The organism is Gemmatimonadaceae bacterium (assembly GCA_040882285.1).
GTDB lineage: Bacteria > Gemmatimonadota > Gemmatimonadetes > Gemmatimonadales > Gemmatimonadaceae > JACDCY01.
In genome coordinates, this window is record JBBEBQ010000005.1 from 417953 (window position 1) to 434417 (window position 16465).

Consider the following 16465-nt stretch of genomic DNA (forward strand, 5'->3'; position numbering starts at 1 on the left):
CCTAGGAGGGCACCAGCACGGCGCGCTTCATGAGCCCGCCGTGGTGGGCGCGGTCGAATACGTCGTTGATGTCCGCGAGCATGTGCCTTTCCACGAACGGCCGCACCGCAATCCGGCCGTCCGCGATCCACTCCAGCAGCTCGGGATACACCAGCGGGTCGGCGCCCCAATTGCCCTGCGCGATGGCGTCGAAGGCCATCAGGTTCGAGAGCGCGAGCTCGACCTTGCCCGTCGCGTAGCCGACCACCGACAGCGTCGCGCCGTAGCCGATGAGCCCGTACGCGAGCTCCTGCCCCGCGCGCGTTCCCGACGTCTCGAAGATCTTCCACAGAAACGGCCTCGCGCCCAGCTCCTCCGCGAAGCGCTTGACCTGCTTGCGCACGTCCTGCACCGATGAGTCGCTGACGTTGAGCGTCACGTGCGCGCCGGCAGCGCGCGCCTGCTCGAGCTTGGCGTCGTCTATGTCGAGCGCGACGACTTTCGCGCCCGCCGCGGAGGCTATCTGCACGCCGTACACGCCGATGCCCCCGACTCCCACGCACACGGCCAGGTCGCCCGCCGCGAGACCCGAGCGCTTCACCGCCTGGAAGGGCGTGGCCACCGCATCGGCGACGACGCTCAGCTCCCAGAGATCGTGCCGGCGAAGAACCGCGTCGGGTACGGTGCAGATGTACCGCGCCGGCAGGACGACGTGCGACGCGAATCCGCCGTGGCGGTCGTTGCCGGGCATCACCTGCTTGCGGCAGATGGAGCGGCGGCCGGCGCGGCACAGGTCGCACTCGCCACACGGCAGCACGGCCGGCACGACCACCGGCCGTCCGACAAGAGCCGGATCGACGCCGGGTCCAACGGCCCGCACGTATCCGCTTATCTCGTGGCCGAGCACGAGCGGCAACGCCGACCGCGTACGCACTCCGCCATGCAGGAAGGAGAGATCGGTATGGCACACGCCGCAGCCCGCCACTTCGATCGTCGCTTCGCCGGCGCCCGGCGTCTCCGCCGGCCGCGGTGCATGCTCGAGCACCGCGTCGGGCGCGGTCATCATCCACGCGTCCCACATTCCGCCGGCGGTCATCGCGGTCGTCACCCGAACCACTCGCCCGGAGACGCGGCCGGGGACAGGTCACCGAACAGCACGCTGCCGCACTCGTGACAGCGGTCGAGCGTGCAGTCCTTCCCGGCAAAGCAGTGCCGGTCGTCCGGCATGAGCCGCATGATCTTCCGCAGGAACCGGCAGTCGCAATCGATGCTCGGCTCGTAAATGGCTTCGAGGTACCCTTCCGCGTTCTGCAGCACGTTCCGCACGCGCACCTTCATGGACGGCGTGAGCTCGCGCGCCTCGAGCGACAGCTCCTTGGCGACCACCGCGAACGCCTCGATGCGCTCGTACTTTGCCGGCCGCTCCTGGTTGAATCGCATGATGGTCTCCCGCAGCGAGTCCTTGACGACGCGGTCCGCGGTCGCCTGGTCGTCCCCGAACTGCTCGGCGATCCGGAAATAATCCGGGTAGATCAGCGCGGCAAGGAAGCGGCGTCCGTCGCCGGCGACGATCACATGCCGGATGAAGCTGTTCATTCCGGCCAGGCGATTCTCGATCTCAGTCGGGACGATCTTCTCCGCGTTGAGCATCTTGAAGACGCGGTCCTTCCGGCTGATGAGCTTGAGCCCGGTGCCCACGAATTCCCCGAGATCCCCGGTGTGAAACCAGCCGTCCCCGGGGAGCGCGGCCTGCGTCGCGGCGGGGTCGTTGTCGTATCCCCGCATCACGTTGGAGCCCTTCACCAGGATCTCGCCGTCTGGGGCGATGCGCACGCTCACGCCCGGAATCGGATACCCCACCATCCCGGGCAACCCGCGAGCTTCGGTGAGATCCGTCATGGTGCAACATGGGGACGTCTCGGTCAGACCCCACCCCTCGAGCACGGGAATCCCCTTCCCGGCGAAGTACGCCGAGATGTTCGCCGGCAATGGCGCGGCCGCGGTGAACACGAAGCGCAGTCCGGGGTGGAAAATTCGCGGCTCGTCTTCGGGGTGCGTTTGCGCGTGCGCGACCAGCTGCTGGTACACCTGCGGAACGCTGAAGTAGATCGTCGGCTGGACGTCCAGCCAGTTGGCCAGCAGACGGCTCGTGTCCTTGCCGAGCGAATCGTCGATGTAGATCGTAGCGCCGTTGTACAGCGCGGTGTACTTCTCGAAGATCCCGCCGAAGCTGTGATGCCACGGCAGGTACGACAGGAGCCGGTCCTCGGACGTGACATTCCATACCGCGCCGAGCGCGCGCTGCTGGGAGAGAATGTTGTCGTGCGTGAGTACTACGCCCTTCATCCGGCCGCTCGTGCCCGACGTGTACATCATCAGGCAGGCCGTGGACGGGTCCACTTGCGCCGCGTAGGCGAGGAAAGCGTCCGCGGCCGCGGCGGTGGCGGCGCCGGCTCCGCGCTCCAGCGCGCCGGCGAACGGCAATATCCGCGTCAGCGGACCGGCCGAAACCGCGTCGCGCTCCGCCTCCGTCAGCGGGTCCAGCGTGACCAGCGCGCGCACCGTCTGCGGCACGCACGCCCGCATGAGCTGCTGGCGTCCGGCCACGACGAGGATCGTGGGATCGGCGTACTCGATCAGGTCGCGCAGCTGCTCGGCGGAGTAGCCCGCGAAGATGGGGACGTACGTGGCGCCGAGGCACATCGTAGCTAGCTCGACGACCAGCAGCTCGCCGCGATTCGGCGAGACCGACACGACGCGCGTGTTCGGTCCCACTCCCGCGTCCGCCAGAAAGCGCCCGAACGTGACGACGTCTTCCAGGCATTCCCTCCAGCTGACCCTGTGGAACGCTCCGTCGCGCTTTACGCCGTACATGGCATGGCGCGGGAACCGGGCCGCGTTGCGCGCCAGCATCACGCCCACCGACTCGCGCTCGCCGACCGGCCGCAGCCGCGAGTAGATGGTGTTGCCGTCCCGGACGGCGGCGCTGCCGAGGCTCATGGCTGACCCAGCTCCGCCATGTCGGGCGTGTCCACCGTGTCGTGCGTCTCACACGCGGCGAAGGCCGCGAGCGCGGCACCGAACGCGCCCATCTCCTGGGGGTGGGGCGGCACGACCACCTCGCCCCGGCATGCCTCAGCGATCAGCTCCACCATGATCGGGTGGTATGCGACCACTCCCCCCGTCGGCACGATTTTCCCTTCGAGCACGTCCATCGACACGATGCGCTTGAGGAGCGACCGGTACGCCGCCATGGCCAGATCCGCGGGCTGCTTCCCGCCGCGGATGAGAGTCAGCAGCTCGGTTCCGGCGAACACCGTGCAGAAGCTCGATAGCTCGAGGTTCTCGGTCGATCCGCGGCCGAGCGCGTTCAACTCGTCGACTCGGATCCCCAGCCGCAGCGCGATCTCGTCGAGGAAGCTCCCCGTGCCGGCCGCGCATTTCCGGTTCATGCGGTGCGACAGACGGCGGCCGGCGGCATCGAGCCGGATGACCTTCGCGTCCTGCCCGCCGATGTCGACGACGACGAGCGGCCCCGGTATGAAATGCGCCACGCCGCGCCCGTGACAATCGAGCTCCGTGCGCGATCCGTCCGCGAACGGAATCGTGTTTCTGCCGAAGCCGGTGGACCATACCGCCTTGACGTCGCCGCGCGCGCGGCCGCTGTTGGCCAGCGCCGTCTCGTAAGCGCGCTCGGCCGCCGCGGTCAAGTCCGCGCCGGACCGCGTGACCGCGGTGCCCAGCACCTCGCAATTCCCGTCGATGACGACCGCCTTCGTCGTCCAGGATCCGCTGTCGACGCCGGCGTAGTACGTCATCGCCGCGGACCTCTTCCCGCGGTCGCCGCGCGCGCGTCGGTCAGCTGCTCGACGAACCCCTCGATGTTCGTGCGCGCCTGCTCGTCGGAGAAGCACCGCAGGTCGTTCACGTCGCCGTCGAGCACGAGGGTCGGAATTCCCAGGCGCCCGGTGATGCGCCCCGGCATCCCGTAGCGCGTGTTCGAGTTGTTCGAGCAGGTCCGGCAGTCGTGGAAGATCACGCCGTCTACGTCGTAGAACTCCGCCATGCGGGCGATGTAGCGTTCCTTCGGTGCTTCGGAGCGCGCGATGAACAGCTCCAGCAGCGCGCGGGAGACGGACCGCCACGGGTCGGCGGGGTCGAGGCCCGCGAACGCCCAGCTGTTGCAGTACGTCGAGGCCACGACCGCCGTATCGAACTCGGCGAACATCGTGGACAGCGCGCGCAGCCGTCCCCAGACAGGCATGCCGTCCCAGTACAGGCGCAGCGTCTCTCCCGGCACGGCTCCCACGCGGCTCTCGACGCGCTGCCGCAGCTCGGCCAGCAACGTTCGGTAGTACGCGGGAGCGTCCTCGGTGCCGCGCAGCACCACGGCCGGTCCCATGTGGATGGTGCCGTCGAAGAACGTCAGCGGTGCCGGCCGCGCCGCGGCGGTCTCGAGACACGCGCCCCAGAGATCCGCTCCGTCCCTCGACGCGCGCGTAGCGCTCGCCAGTCGTGAGTCGTCGAGCCGCGTCCCGGCGATCTGCTCGAGCGGCGCCACCAGCGCTTCGAGCTGCCTCGTCACTGCGTCGATGTCACTTTCCATGACCTCGTCGATCGCGCGCGGCGAGTGCAGGCCGACGACGGGAACTCCCAGCTCGCGCCCGTACCACTCGAACCAGTCGCGTACGTCCCGGCACTGGTTCGTATTGAACACGAGCACGTCCGGCGTCGGCGCGCGCTCCAGGCCGTAGGCCCTGAGCGGCGACTCGCCCGCGAGGTACGCGCCGATGTCGCTGGTGAGGTACGAGCAGATGTCCTGCGAGTACCCCTGCGCGTGCGCCAGCGGCAGGTACCGGTTGGCCGTGCGCGCGGCGCCCATGATCGCCGCGTGGTTCTCGGGAAAGTGCACCGCGAATCCGAGCGCGCGCAGCAATTCGGCCGGTCCGACGCTCGTGCACCACGCCACCGGCGCGGTCCCGCGGAGGGCGGCATCCGCCAACGAGCGGTAATACGCGTCCATGGTGGCGCGCAGCGCGGTGGTGCTGGCGAGCTCGGTCAATGCAGCGCTCCTCCCGCGTGATCGACCACGCGGAGCGCGGGCTGTTCCCCCCGCTCACTGAAGGCTGCGAGCGCGGCTCCGAATGCGCCAGTGCAGATCGGCTCCGGCAGCGTGGTCACCCGCAACCCCGAGAGAGATTCCAGCGCGCGGAGCACGCCGGGGAAATACTCCACGACCCCTCCGGACACCACGACAGGGTCCGCGAATGAGCCCAGCTCCAGTACGCGCTGCGCGACGGACCGCACGCAGCCCAAAGCCACCTGCTCGCGGCTGGCGCCCTCCCGCAGGCGCTCGAGCACTTCGGACGCGGAAAACACCGAGCAATAGCTGGTCACGACCGCCGCGTCTCCGGCGGCCGCGTCGGCAAGCTCGTCGAGCTGCGCGGCGCCGACGTCGAGTTGACGCGCAGCGAGCGTGAGAAAGCTCCCGACTCCCACGGCGCAGCGACGCATCCCGCGGGATCCGGTCTGGCCTCCCGTGGCGTCCACGACGATCACGTGCGGATCGCCGCCTCCGATGTTCACCAGCGTCATGGCGTGTGGCAGGTGCTGGAACGCGCCTCGCGCATGCGCCGCGGATTCCATGAGGGTCAGCGTCGCGCCGGGAACGCATGCCATGCCGAACCCCGTCGCGCCGACGCCTGCCAGGTCCTCGAGCCGGCTCCCCGAGTCGTGCAGAGCGGCGGTCAGCGCCTCGTATGCGCAGACCTGGAAGTAGCCGCGCGTGGGGAGCACCGAGCGGCCGAGCGTGCGCCCGGCATCCGTTATCACCACGGCCTTCACGCACTCGGTTCCGACGTCCACACCCGCCGCGATTCCGCTCGAATTCCGGGACACGGCTAACTCCCCCTCGCAAGTATCGGCTCGCGACCGGCGTGGTGCGCAGCCCGCAGCTCGTGCCGCTCCAGGAACTCCGCGAGCTGCTGCTCCATCCGATCGGCCGAAAAGAGCCGCTCGTCATGCGAGTCGGACTCGATCACCAGCGCGGGCACGCCCGTCTGTCGCTCGGTCCGGACCGCGAGGCCGTAGCGCACGGGGCTCCCTTCCGGTGTCGTGCGCGAATCGTGGAACACGGCGGCGTCGACGCGAAACCGCTCGAACCTGGAGGCGAGATAATCACGCTGGTATCGCTGCGACCGGTTGCCGAACACGCCGGCGTAGGTCCGCGCGACGCTCTCGATCGGGTCGAGCGCGTCGAGCCCCGGGAGCGTGAACGTCTCGCACGGTGTAGCCGCGACGATCGAGACGCCGTGATCGGCGAACATCCGCGTGACGGGTCGCAACGCGCTCCAGACCGGCGGGCCGTCCCAGTAGAAGCGGTGTCGCTCGCCCGGTACCGCCGCGATGCCGCTCGCTACGCGGTCCTCGACTTCGCTCTTGAGGAGCCGGTAGTAGGCGGCCGCCTCCGGCGTCCCGCGCAGGACGACCATCGGCGTCAGGTGCGTCAGCATGTCGCCGAACGTCAGCGGAGCGGGCACGGTGGACGCCAGCTCCAGAACATCGGTCCAGAGCTGCGCCGCCTCCACCGTGTGCGCCACGGTCTCGCTGAGGCGATCCATGAAGAGCGTGAGACCGGTGGCGTGCTCGACCTGCTCGACGAGGCGGAGGACCTGCTCGGTCGCCCCGTACGCCTCGGAGCTGCCCATCCTGTCCATCGCCGGCAACGGGCACAGTCCCGCGACCGGCACGCCGAAGTGCGCGCCATAAAACTCGAACCAGCGCGGCAGCTCCTGACCGGTGCTGGTCGAGTACACGGCGATATCGCAACGCGGCGTGCCCGTGATTCCATCGGTCATGACGAGCGGACCGCTCTCGGACAGCAGCGCTCCGATGTCCGTGCGCATCGCCGAGCTGGAGAACGGGGAGAAGCCTTCGGCGGACGCCCGCGCCATGTAGCGGGCGGCCTCGTGCCGGGCACTGATGCGCGCGGCGCGGTTCTCCGGAAACCAGGGAACGATGCCGAGCGCGCGAACGATCTCGACCGGAGCCAGACACGACGTCGCGGCTACGAAGCGGTCGGGGTCCTCGGATGCGGCGGCGAGGTCGCGGTGGTATTCCCGGATGATCTCCCGCAGGCGCCGCGTGCTCTCGAGAGCCGGCAGCTCCTGCCGGTTCCATGGCTCGGAACCGGCAGCGGACGGCACGGTGCGACCGCTACCGGCGGTCGCCCGCTTGGATCCGGATCCGGCGTCGAGCCCCAGCGCGCGCGAGACGCTCTGCCGGTTGAGAAACTTCTGCCGCTCGCGCGAATGCACGAACCGCACGAGCGCCGCGTTGTGCGGCGCGTGGAGCCCGAGTCGCCCCGCCTCCGCGACCACCGCGCCGTTGAGCGAGTCAATCTCAGTTCGCACTCCGCGCGCGAGGTCCTGCCACATCGTCGGGCGGTTGTTCCCGAGCGCGGCGAGCGATCCGAGCAGCGGACGGAACGGATCCTCCTCATCGACGATCGGAACGCCGCGCGCGCGCATGACAGCGACGATTTCCGCGCACAGGTCGCGGATGAACGCCAGTAGGTCCTCGTCTCCGAGGATCTCGCGGCAGGTGAGTCCGGTAATGGCCGATACCGGATTGATCGACGCGTTGTGCAGCAGCTTCTGCCACACCGCATGATCGATGTTCGCGACCACGGCGGTATCGAGCCCGGCCGCCCGGAACATCTCTCCGATCGCATCGATCGCCGGAGTCACGACGCCGTCGAAGGGAGCGATCTGGATCGGCTTGATTCCGGCGCGGAACTGCAGGCGCCCCGGCCCGACGTGCTGCACGCTGTGATAGGTGATGCCGCACAGCACCCGATCCGGACCGACGAGACCGGCCACCAGCTCCGCGTTGCCGACGCCGTTCTGCATGGACAGGAAGCGCGTATCCGCGCGCGCGGCCGGTAGCGCGGCCCGCACCGCGTCCTCGGTCTGATACGTCTTCACCGCGATGAAGACCAGGTCGAACGGATCGAGCCCTTCCAGCGAGGTAACGACGCGCAGCGGAACCGTGATGGACTCGCCGCCTCCGGACCGCGCGATCTGCAACCCGTCCGTGTTGAGCTGATGCGCGCGCGCGGCATTCACCTCGAGGAGTGTCACGTCCTCTCCGGCGCGCGTGAGCATTGCTCCCACGAGCCCGCCCAGCGCGCCCGCGCCGACGACGAGGACTCTCATCGCTCCGGTCGCTCGCGCCCGCCAGTGCCGGTCATCGGTTCTTCCACACGGGTCGCCGCTTCTCGAAGAACGACGCGAGCCCTTCGCGCACGTCCTCCGTGGCCATCAGCTCTCCGAGGAAGGCATCCTCGGCCGCGCGGCGCGCCCCCTCGAATGGCTGACCGAGCAGCGCGCGCGTCAGCCGCACGTTCATCCGCAGCACGAGCGGGCTCGCGCGCCGCAGGTCCGCGAGCACGCCTTCCACGGCCGCCGGCAGCTCCGCCGCCGCGACCACGCGCGACACGAGTCCCAGCGCGAGCATCTCGGCCGCCGTATACGTGCGTCCCGTGCACGTGATCTCGAGCGCGCGGCCCAGCCCGACGCGCGCCGGCAATGCCGTCACTCCGACCGGCGCGAAGAAGCCGAGCCTGATCTCCGGCTGCCCGAACGTGGCGCGCTCGCTCGCGAGGAGGACGTCGGCCATCATCGCCAGCTCGAACCCGGCCCCCAGCGCGGCTCCGTCGACCGCCATCACCAGCGGCAGCTCGCTCGCGCCCAGTACCTGGAACAGCCGGCTGAAGGCGGCGATCATCCCGGGCGCCTGTTCCGGCCGGTGCTCGCCGATGTCCGCGCCCGCCGAGAAGGCCTTGCCTTTCGCCGACAGCGCGATCCCGCAGAGCGACCGGTCCGCCTGTGCGCGCTCGAGGGCTTCGGCGAGCTGCAGCATCGCCGCCGCGGTCAATATGTTGAGCGGCGGCGCGTCCAGCGTCACGAACGCGATGCCCTCGCGCGCCTCGTAGCCGATGAAGCGCGCGGCGGTCGCCGCCTTCACGACAGGCTCGTGCGTGGGCGGTGCGCTCATGCCAGTTGTCCTCCATCCACCCTGATCACCTCACCGGTAATGTGGCGGGAGGCTTCGCCGCACAGGAAGACCACCACACGGGCGATGTCCTCGGGCTCGGCCATCCGCCCGAGCGGCGTGTCGGCGAGCGCGCTCTCGAGCACGGCGGGCGGAAGCTTCGCGGTCATCTCCGTTCGCACCATCCCCGGAGCGATGCAGTTCACGTTCACTCCTTTCGGGCCGAGCTCGCGCGCGAAAGTGCGCGTGAGCGCTATGACTCCGGCCTTCGACGCCGCGTAATTCGACTGCCCCGCCTTGCCACGCAGGCCGTTGACGGACGCGATGTTCACGATCCGCCCGTGCAGCTGCTTCCGGAACGGGCCGGCGACCGCGCGACAGTACGCGAAGCAGCCCTTGAGATTGACGTCGATCACCTGATCCCACTGCTCTTCCGTCATCTTCCAGCTCATCGCGTCGCGCGTGATGCCGGCATTGCACACCAGATGATCGAGCCGCCCGAGCGCATCCACCGCGGCCGCGACCGTCCGCTCCGCGCCGGCGAAATCGGACACGTCGGCGCGAATCGCGATGGACCGCCTCCCCTCGTCACGCAGCTCCGCGGCCAGGCTCTCCGCTCCGGCGAACGCGCCGAATTCGACGAGCGCCACGTCGCAGCCGGCGCGCGCGAGCTCGCGCACGATCGCCGCGCCGATGCCCCGTCCAGCGCCCGTCACCAGCGCGGCCTGTCCCGAGAGCGCGAGATTCATCGTGGTCCGTGGTCCTAGGCGAGCCCGGCCCCGCAGCTGCCGCAGAAGCTGAACTGCTCCGGCATTCCCTTCGCCCCGCACTTGCCGCACGCCTTGTCGTACGGGCCCCAGAGGAACTCGCTGCTACCTTCGCCGGCGGCTTTGCGCCGCAGCCCCATGAAGTCCACCTTCCGCTTCTCGACGAACGCCTGCATTCCCTCGTACGGCTCGAGCGTCGTGAAGTGCGTCGACAGCCAGTCGCGCGCGTGGCCGACCGTCGCGTGCCACGACACCTCCTTCCAGTAGTTCACCTGCTGCTTGGTGTACCGGGTGCACTCGGGGAACTTCTCGAGCAGCTGGCCGACGAGCGTGGCGACTTCCTCGTCGAGCTTCGCGCGGGGGACTACGCGATTCACCAGCCCCCATTCCAGCGCTTTCACCGCTGGAATCCGCGGATTGAGAAACAGCATCTCGCGCGCGCGACGATCGCCTACGTGGATCGACAGCCATTGGGTCGCGCCGCCGCATGCTACGCTGCCGACGCTCGTTCCCACCTGGGCCAGGTACGTGTCGTCGGCCATGACCGCGAGATCGCACGCCAGCTGGGTCTCGTTTCCGCCGCCGACCGCGATCCCGTTGATGCGCGCGATCGTCACCTTGCCGCTCCGGAGGATGCTCTCGATGTACTTGGCGAACAGCCCCATGTACTTGAAGTAGTCGTGCGGACTCCTGGTGTAGACGTTCGCGTACTCTTTTACGTCGCCGCCGGTGCAGAACGCCTTGTCGCCGGCGCCGGTAAGCACGATCACCCCGACGTTGTCGTCGTTCGAGGCGTCGTCGACGGCGGTGATCAGCTCCTGCAGCGTGGACGTCGTGTAACAATTGAACGACTCGGGGCGGTTGATCGTGATGCGGCCGACCCAGTCCTTCTTCTCGTACAGGATGTCCTTGAAGCCGAATCCGGCGGCGTCTTTCGGAGCGAAGTAGTTCATCACCAAGGTTCCTCTGGCAGTCGTATGTGTTCAGCGCGTGTCGACCCTTAGCACGATCGCGGCGGCGCTGTCGCCTGCGGCACAGCCGGTGAATAGCCCATAACCTCCGCCGAGGGTCACCAGGTCCTCGATCAGCTCCATTATCGAGCGAAGCCCGGTCGGCCCCTGGGGGTGTCCCCACACGAGCGAGCACCCGTGCCGGTTCATCCGCTCGGCGTCGAACTTCAGCTCGCGGACGAAGTACACGTCGTTCACGGCGAACGCGGTGTGGGTCGTGACGCTCGCGAGATCGCTCGCCCGGATCCCCGCGCGCTCGAGCGCGAGCTGCGCGGCGGGGACGACCGCCATCGGCATGAAGCCCTTCCGTGCGCGCGCCTGCCCGTAGGAGAGGAGCTGTACGTCCACGTTGCCGTCGGGCGCCAACGAGCGGGCGCGCGCGCGGCCCGCCGTGAGCAGCATGGCGGCGTTCCCGTCGGCGGGGCGCGTCTGTGTGCCATACGTGACCGTACCGCCTTCGAGAACCGGCCGGAGTCCGGCAAGTCCCGCGGCCGTCGTAGGGAAAACCCCCTCGTCTCCGGTTACCGTCGCGAGGACCTTCTTCCCACGCGCGTCCCTGACCTCCACCGGATTCAACATGTAGCGGCCGAAAAACGCGCCACCGTCTACACGAGCGGACTCGTACTGCCCGTACCTGAGCAGCGCGATCTCGTCCTGCGCCTCGCGCGTGATCCCGGCCTCGCGCGCCACGTTCTCCGCCGTCTGGAGCATGGATCCCTTGGCGTAGGGATCGTGGCCGAAGCTGTCGAGCACGATGTTCTCCGATTCGCCGGTACCGCCCGGAGCCGCCGGGTTCGGATAGAACACGTGCGGCCCGTTGCTCGTGCGGTCCGCGGTTGCGGCGAGATAGGTGCGCGCGCCGTTCGACTCGAGCTCCTGCGCGCCCTGCACGACGCAGCGCACCGAGGTCGCGCACGCCTGATTGATCGTCGGCCCGCTCAAGTGCCCCAGACCGGCGAGTCCCGCGAACCACGGCGCGCCGTAAAAGGAATGCTTGCTCGCGACGGTCGTGCCGAGACACATGCCGTCGATGTCGGTCGCGGCGATGCCGCGCTCCGACAGCGCCCGCGCCGCCATCTCCGCGGCGAACGGGATCGGGGGTAGCGCGGCGAACGAGCCCTGCCACGCGCTGAAGGGCGTGCACCAGTATCCGCCGTACGGAATCCAGACATCGTTGAACTGCACGCCCAACCTCCTGAGTGAAGTACCGGAAAGCGCGCACGGCGCCCCGGATCAGCCGCTTCGTTTTGTGCCCTTGAGTCCGTGTAACAGCATATCGCGCATCTCCCGTCCTATCTGCTCGACCGAACCGTGCCGCGCGGGGTCGTACCACATGAAGATCCAGTTCAGCATTCCGAAGATGTACAGCGAGGCGTGCCGGCTCTGGCGGGTCTCCCTCGCGCCCGCCGCCGGCCCGTCGATCACCTGCGCGACCACGGAGGCCATGAGCCTGTAATACCGGCGCCGGATCTCCTCCGCGAGCTTGTACGGCTTCGGGCCGAGCGACTCGAGCTCGAACGTGCACACCTTGAGCTCGTTGGTGTGCCGGGAGTAGAACTGGAGATGGCCTGTGAGCAGCCGCTCGAGCCGCTCCTCGGGCGTGCCCGGCTGCTCGGCGATCTTCTCCTGCTGCTCGAGCAGCGCCGCGAACGTGCGGTACTGCAGCTGGAAGAGAAGATCTTCCTTGCTCGCGAAGTAGTGGTACAGTCCGGCCAGGCTCATGCCGAGAGCGGTGCTCAGCTCGCGCATCGTCATCGCGTTGAACCCGTTCTTCGCGATGAGCGCGGCCGCCTTGCTCAGCAGCCGGTCCAGCTTCTTCTGCGAGGACGGGCGGACGAGCCGGGACGGCCGGATGTCGTCGATCGGTGCTATGCGCGGCGCGCTCATGCGGGGACTCCCTCGGTCGTCGTCCGTCCGGCGAGGCCGGACAGATTCGCCCCGGGATGCGCCGCCGCTCCGTCGCCTTGGGCGCGCTCCGCCAGGCCGCGCAGAATCTTCTCCGGAGACGCGGGTAGCTCCGTCACGCGCACGCCGCACGCATCGTAAATCGCGTTGGCGATGGCGCCGAGCACTGGTACCAGCGATCCCTCGCCGACTTCCTTCGCGCCGAACGGTCCATTGGGCTCGAAGCTCTCCACCGCCGCGGTATGGATCTCGGGTGTCTCCTGCATCGTCGGGATCAGGTAGTCGTGGAGATTCGGGTTCATCGCGCTCCCTTTAGAGTCGAACAGCGTATCCTCGAGCAGCGTCTCGCCGAGCCCCATGATGATCGAGCCTTCCACCTGTCCGTGGAACGTCACGGGATTGATGACCGTGCCCGCGTCGCTGAAGTCCGTCACGCGATCCACGGACACCTGCCCCGTCTCCAGATCCACCGTGACTTCCGCGATCACGGTCGAGAAACTGTACGCCGGCGACGTGCCGACCGCGCCTCCCTTGAAGTCGCCGCCGAGATCCTTCGGCGGTTGATACGATCCCGTCCCGACGACGGGACCGTGCCGGCCGAACGCGAGCCGCGCCGCGGCCGCCCACTCCATCTCCACCGCGGGCTCGTCCCGCGCGAAGATGCGTCCGCTCCGCGCCACGAGCGACGCGGGGTCGCGCGACAGCTCGCCGGCGGCGATCGCCAGCACCTGCGCGCGGACGTTGGCCGCCGCGCGCTGCACCGCGTGCCCGGCCATGAGCGTCACCCTGCTGGAGTACGAGCCCAGGTCCAGCGGACTCGTCGTCGTGTCGCAGTCCGCCAGCCAGACCCACTCGTACGGCACGCCCAGCTCTTCCGCGGCCATCTGCACGAGCACCGTGTCGGACCCTTGCCCGATCTCCGCCGCGGCTATGTGCAGCGACACGCCGGTGCCGTCCTCGTGCACGCGGATGACGGCGTTCGAGTGCGGGAAGTCCGACCGGTAGATGGGATATCCCGCGCCCGAGACGAAGCCGCCGCAGCCGACGCCGATTCCCCGCCCGCGCGGCAGCTGGCCCTTCTTGTCCGGCCACTTCGAGGTGTCGCGCGCGCGGACAAGCGTCGCCGTGAACTCGCACGAAGAGATGTCGAGCGCGTTGCACGTGCGCGTGTTCGGCAGCGTCGCGTTCCTGAGCCGGATGTCGATGGGATCGAGACCGATGTCCTCCGCGATCATGTCGAGCAGCGACTCGAACGCGAAGCGCGGCTGCGGCACGCCGTGGCCGCGGAACGCGCCGGACGCCGGCAGGTTGGTGTAGACGCGGATCCCCTCGTAGCGGTAGTTCGGCATCCGGTACAACGTGGGCAGCATCGAGCCGGCGTAGTACGCCGTGATCACGCCGTACGAGGTGTACGCGCCGCCGTCCAGCACGACGCGCTGCTCCACTGCCGTGATCGTGCCGTCGCGCTTCACGCCGATCCTGAGGTCGATGTACTGCTTGTGGCGGCCGCGAAAGTGCCGGAACATCTCTTCGCGCGAATACTCCATCATCACCGGCCTGCCGGTGCGCTTCGCGAAGATCGCGGAGCAGTAATCGAGCGGGGTCGCCTCGGCCTTCGCGCCGAACCCGCCGCCCACCGGCGGCCGGATCACGCGGATGTTCCCCATCGGCATGCCGAGCATGCGCGAGAGCGAGCGGTGGACGTAGTGTGGCGTCTGCGTCGAGGTCCAGATCGTGAGCCGATCCGCGTGGTTTTCCCAGCGCGCGAGCGCAGCGTGCGGCTCCATCGGCGCCTGGTACGTGCGGTTCCCGACGAATCGCTGCCCGCGTATGTGGTCCGCTTCCGCGAAGCCCTTCTCCACGTCGCCGAAGTGCCAGTCCACGCGCGTGTTGACGTTGCCGGCGTAACGCGGCTTCTCGGGGTGAATCACCGGCGCGCCCGGCGCCATCGCCGCCTCCGGATCGAACACGGCCGGCAGCTCCTCGAATTCCACCTCGATGAGCTGTATCGCGCGCAGCGCCGTCTCCTCGTCCACCGCCGCCACGGCGGCGATCTCGTCGCCCACGTAGCGCACGCGGTCACTGGCGAGCAGCTGCTCGTCCTCGCGCGCGGGGCTGACGCCGTACCACACATCCGGCACGTCGGCGGCGGTCAGCACGTCCACCACGCCCGGCAACGCGCGGGCCCGGGACACGTCGAGCCGCGTGATGCGCCCGTGCGCGATGGGGCTGCCGAGAATCTTGCCGTACAGCATGCCGGGCAGCCGCAGGTCGGCGGTGTACTTGGCGCGCCCGGTGACCTTGTCGGGACCGTCGTAGCGCGTGACGCCGCGGCCCACCACCGCGTGGTCGCGCTCCTGGTCGCTCTCGCCGTGCGCGCGCGGCTGCGTGTCGAGCGCGACTCCGTCGTGCTCTCTCCATCCCTCGACCGCGCTGACCATGCGGCCGTAGGTGCCGCACCGGCAGAGATTCCCGCTGAGCGCGGCCTTGATCTCGTCGCGCGACGGGTCGGGGTCGCGGTCGAGCAGCGCCTTCGCCGACATCAGCGCGCCGCTCGTGCAGTAGCCGCACTGGAGCGCGCCGTGCTTGACGAACGCTTTCTGCAGCGGGTGCAGCTCGCCGCCGCGCGCGAGGCCCTCCACCGTCGCGACCGACTTTCCGTCGGCGGCCGCGGCCAGCATCAGGCACGACGCCACCGGCTCCCCTTCCACCTGCACCGTGCACGCGCCGCAGTCTCCCGCGCCGCATCCCCGCTTTGCTCCGGTTAGGCCGAGATCGTCGCGCAGCACGGCGAGCAGCGTCGCGTTCGGGCGCACGGCGAAAGCGCGATCCTCGCCGTTCACGTTCAGCCGGATCATCAGCTCCCCGCTCATTGCACGGAGCCTCCGGCGCGCGCCACGGCTTCCTGGAACGCGCGGCGAGCCAGCACGCGGACCAGCTCCCTCCGGTAATCGGCCGATCCGCGCACGTCGCTGATAGGCAGCGCGGCCTGCGCGCACAGCTCGCCGGCCGCCTCGAAGAGCGCGGCGGAGGGCGTCTCCCCCTCGAGCAGCGCCGCGGCGCGCGCGACGGTGAGCGGAGTCGGAGAGACCGCGCCAAGCGCGATGCGTGCCTCCGAGACTCTGTCCCCGTCGAGCGTCACCCTGGCCGCGACCGCCGCGACGGCGAGCGCCGGACCGCGCCGCCTGGCGAACCGCTGGTAGCTCGCGCCGGAGTGCGGCGGCTGCGCCGGAAGCACGATCTCCACCAGCACTTCCCCCGGGCCAAGCGCGGTCGCGCGCACGCCGGTGAAGAAGTCCACGGCGTCGAGCTCGCGCGCGCCCGCCGTGCCGACGAGCCGCACCCGCGCCGCGGATACGATCGCGGCGGGCGGAGTGTCGGCGCACGGCACCGCGCGGCAGAAATTTCCGCCGATGGTCGCCATACTCCGGATCTGCGGGCTCCCGATGGCGCGCGCCGCGTCGGCGAGCGCGGGGACCAGCGCGCGCACGAGCGGCGACGCGGCGATCTCGGCGATCGTCGTGAGCGCGCCGATCCGCAGCGCTCCCTTATCCTCCGAGATCCCCCGCAGCTCGGGGACCGACTCGAGCGCGATCAGGTGTTGCGCCGTCTCCCGCGCGCGCTGGTAGTCGGGAATCAGCTCGGTTCCGCCGGCCAGAAACGCCGCGTCGCGCCCGTACCGCAGCCCGAGCGCGCACGCCTCGGCCAGGCTCGCCGGGCGGTGCCAGGCGATGGGCGCGATCGTCATCG

13 protein-coding genes are annotated in these 16465 nt (G+C 69.4%); all 13 read right to left on the minus strand.

Annotated features, from left to right (window positions below; translation table 11 throughout):
• Window position 1: 1 nt before the first annotated feature.
• The 13 genes from had to WEA80_02895 are packed head-to-tail and all read right to left on the minus strand — an operon-like array spanning window position 2 to window position 16463.
• The gene (had, locus tag WEA80_02835; protein ID MEX1185499.1) at window positions 2-1087 is read right to left on the minus strand and encodes a 6-hydroxycyclohex-1-ene-1-carbonyl-CoA dehydrogenase; all 1086 of its coding nucleotides are present in this window, start codon (window positions 1085-1087) and stop codon (window positions 2-4) included.
• On the minus strand, window positions 1084-2979 hold the full coding sequence (locus tag WEA80_02840; protein ID MEX1185500.1) for an AMP-binding protein: 1896 nt from the start codon (window positions 2977-2979) through the stop codon (window positions 1084-1086). The genes had and WEA80_02840 overlap by 4 nt, the downstream gene beginning before the upstream one ends.
• Window positions 2976-3797: an acyl-CoA dehydratase activase gene (locus WEA80_02845; GenBank protein ID MEX1185501.1), complete on the minus strand. Its 822-nt coding sequence runs from the start codon at window positions 3795-3797 to the stop codon at window positions 2976-2978. Before WEA80_02845 ends, WEA80_02840 begins: the two co-directional genes overlap by 4 nt.
• A complete protein-coding gene (locus WEA80_02850) occupies window positions 3794-5041 on the minus strand; it encodes a 2-hydroxyacyl-CoA dehydratase family protein (protein ID MEX1185502.1) in 1248 nt (415 codons plus the stop codon). Before WEA80_02850 ends, WEA80_02845 begins: the two co-directional genes overlap by 4 nt.
• Window positions 5038-5877, minus strand: coding sequence for an acyl-CoA dehydratase activase (locus WEA80_02855; GenBank protein MEX1185503.1), 840 nt, complete (start codon window positions 5875-5877; stop codon window positions 5038-5040). The genes WEA80_02850 and WEA80_02855 overlap by 4 nt, the downstream gene beginning before the upstream one ends.
• A gap of 2 nt (window positions 5878-5879) precedes the next feature.
• Window positions 5880-8195, minus strand: coding sequence for a 2-dehydropantoate 2-reductase (locus tag WEA80_02860; protein ID MEX1185504.1), 2316 nt, complete (start codon window positions 8193-8195; stop codon window positions 5880-5882).
• Between the two features lie 31 nt (window positions 8196-8226).
• Entirely contained in the window at window positions 8227-9036 is an 810-nt protein-coding gene (locus WEA80_02865) for an enoyl-CoA hydratase/isomerase family protein (GenBank protein ID MEX1185505.1), read from the minus strand.
• Window positions 9033-9782, minus strand: a complete 750-nt coding sequence (locus tag WEA80_02870; protein ID MEX1185506.1) for a 3-oxoacyl-ACP reductase family protein — start codon at window positions 9780-9782, stop codon at window positions 9033-9035. The genes WEA80_02865 and WEA80_02870 overlap by 4 nt, the downstream gene beginning before the upstream one ends.
• A 14-nt stretch (window positions 9783-9796) precedes the next feature.
• Window positions 9797-10753 (minus strand): enoyl-CoA hydratase/isomerase family protein, encoded by a 957-nt coding sequence (locus tag WEA80_02875; protein ID MEX1185507.1) that lies wholly within the window; start codon window positions 10751-10753, stop codon window positions 9797-9799.
• 30 nt (window positions 10754-10783) lie between these two features.
• Complete coding sequence (locus tag WEA80_02880; GenBank protein MEX1185508.1) at window positions 10784-11995, minus strand: thiolase family protein; 1212 nt, start codon at window positions 11993-11995, stop codon at window positions 10784-10786.
• Window positions 11996-12043: 48 nt separating this feature from the next.
• A complete protein-coding gene (locus tag WEA80_02885) occupies window positions 12044-12697 on the minus strand; it encodes a TetR/AcrR family transcriptional regulator (GenBank protein MEX1185509.1) in 654 nt (217 codons plus the stop codon).
• Window positions 12694-15588, minus strand: a complete 2895-nt coding sequence (locus WEA80_02890; GenBank protein MEX1185510.1) for a molybdopterin cofactor-binding domain-containing protein — start codon at window positions 15586-15588, stop codon at window positions 12694-12696. Before WEA80_02890 ends, WEA80_02885 begins: the two co-directional genes overlap by 4 nt.
• On the minus strand, window positions 15585-16463 hold the full coding sequence (locus WEA80_02895; GenBank protein ID MEX1185511.1) for a xanthine dehydrogenase family protein subunit M: 879 nt from the start codon (window positions 16461-16463) through the stop codon (window positions 15585-15587). The genes WEA80_02890 and WEA80_02895 overlap by 4 nt, the downstream gene beginning before the upstream one ends.
• Window positions 16464-16465: the final 2 nt, after the last annotated feature.

Coding starts and splice junctions, on each gene's coding strand:
- WEA80_02840 (MEX1185500.1), bottom strand. CDS start 2,979: ATGAGCCTCGGCAGCGCCGCCGTCCGGGACGGCAACACCATCTACTCG.
- WEA80_02845 (MEX1185501.1), bottom strand. CDS start 3,797: ATGACGTACTACGCCGGCGTCGACAGCGGATCCTGGACGACGAAGGCG.
- WEA80_02860 (MEX1185504.1), bottom strand. CDS start 8,195: ATGAGAGTCCTCGTCGTCGGCGCGGGCGCGCTGGGCGGGCTCGTGGGA.
- WEA80_02865 (MEX1185505.1), bottom strand. CDS start 9,036: ATGAGCGCACCGCCCACGCACGAGCCTGTCGTGAAGGCGGCGACCGCC.
- WEA80_02870 (MEX1185506.1), bottom strand. CDS start 9,782: ATGAATCTCGCGCTCTCGGGACAGGCCGCGCTGGTGACGGGCGCTGGA.
- WEA80_02875 (MEX1185507.1), bottom strand. CDS start 10,753: ATGAACTACTTCGCTCCGAAAGACGCCGCCGGATTCGGCTTCAAGGAC.
- WEA80_02885 (MEX1185509.1), bottom strand. CDS start 12,697: ATGAGCGCGCCGCGCATAGCACCGATCGACGACATCCGGCCGTCCCGG.
- WEA80_02890 (MEX1185510.1), bottom strand. CDS start 15,588: ATGAGCGGGGAGCTGATGATCCGGCTGAACGTGAACGGCGAGGATCGC.
- WEA80_02895 (MEX1185511.1), bottom strand. CDS start 16,463: ATGACGATCGCGCCCATCGCCTGGCACCGCCCGGCGAGCCTGGCCGAG.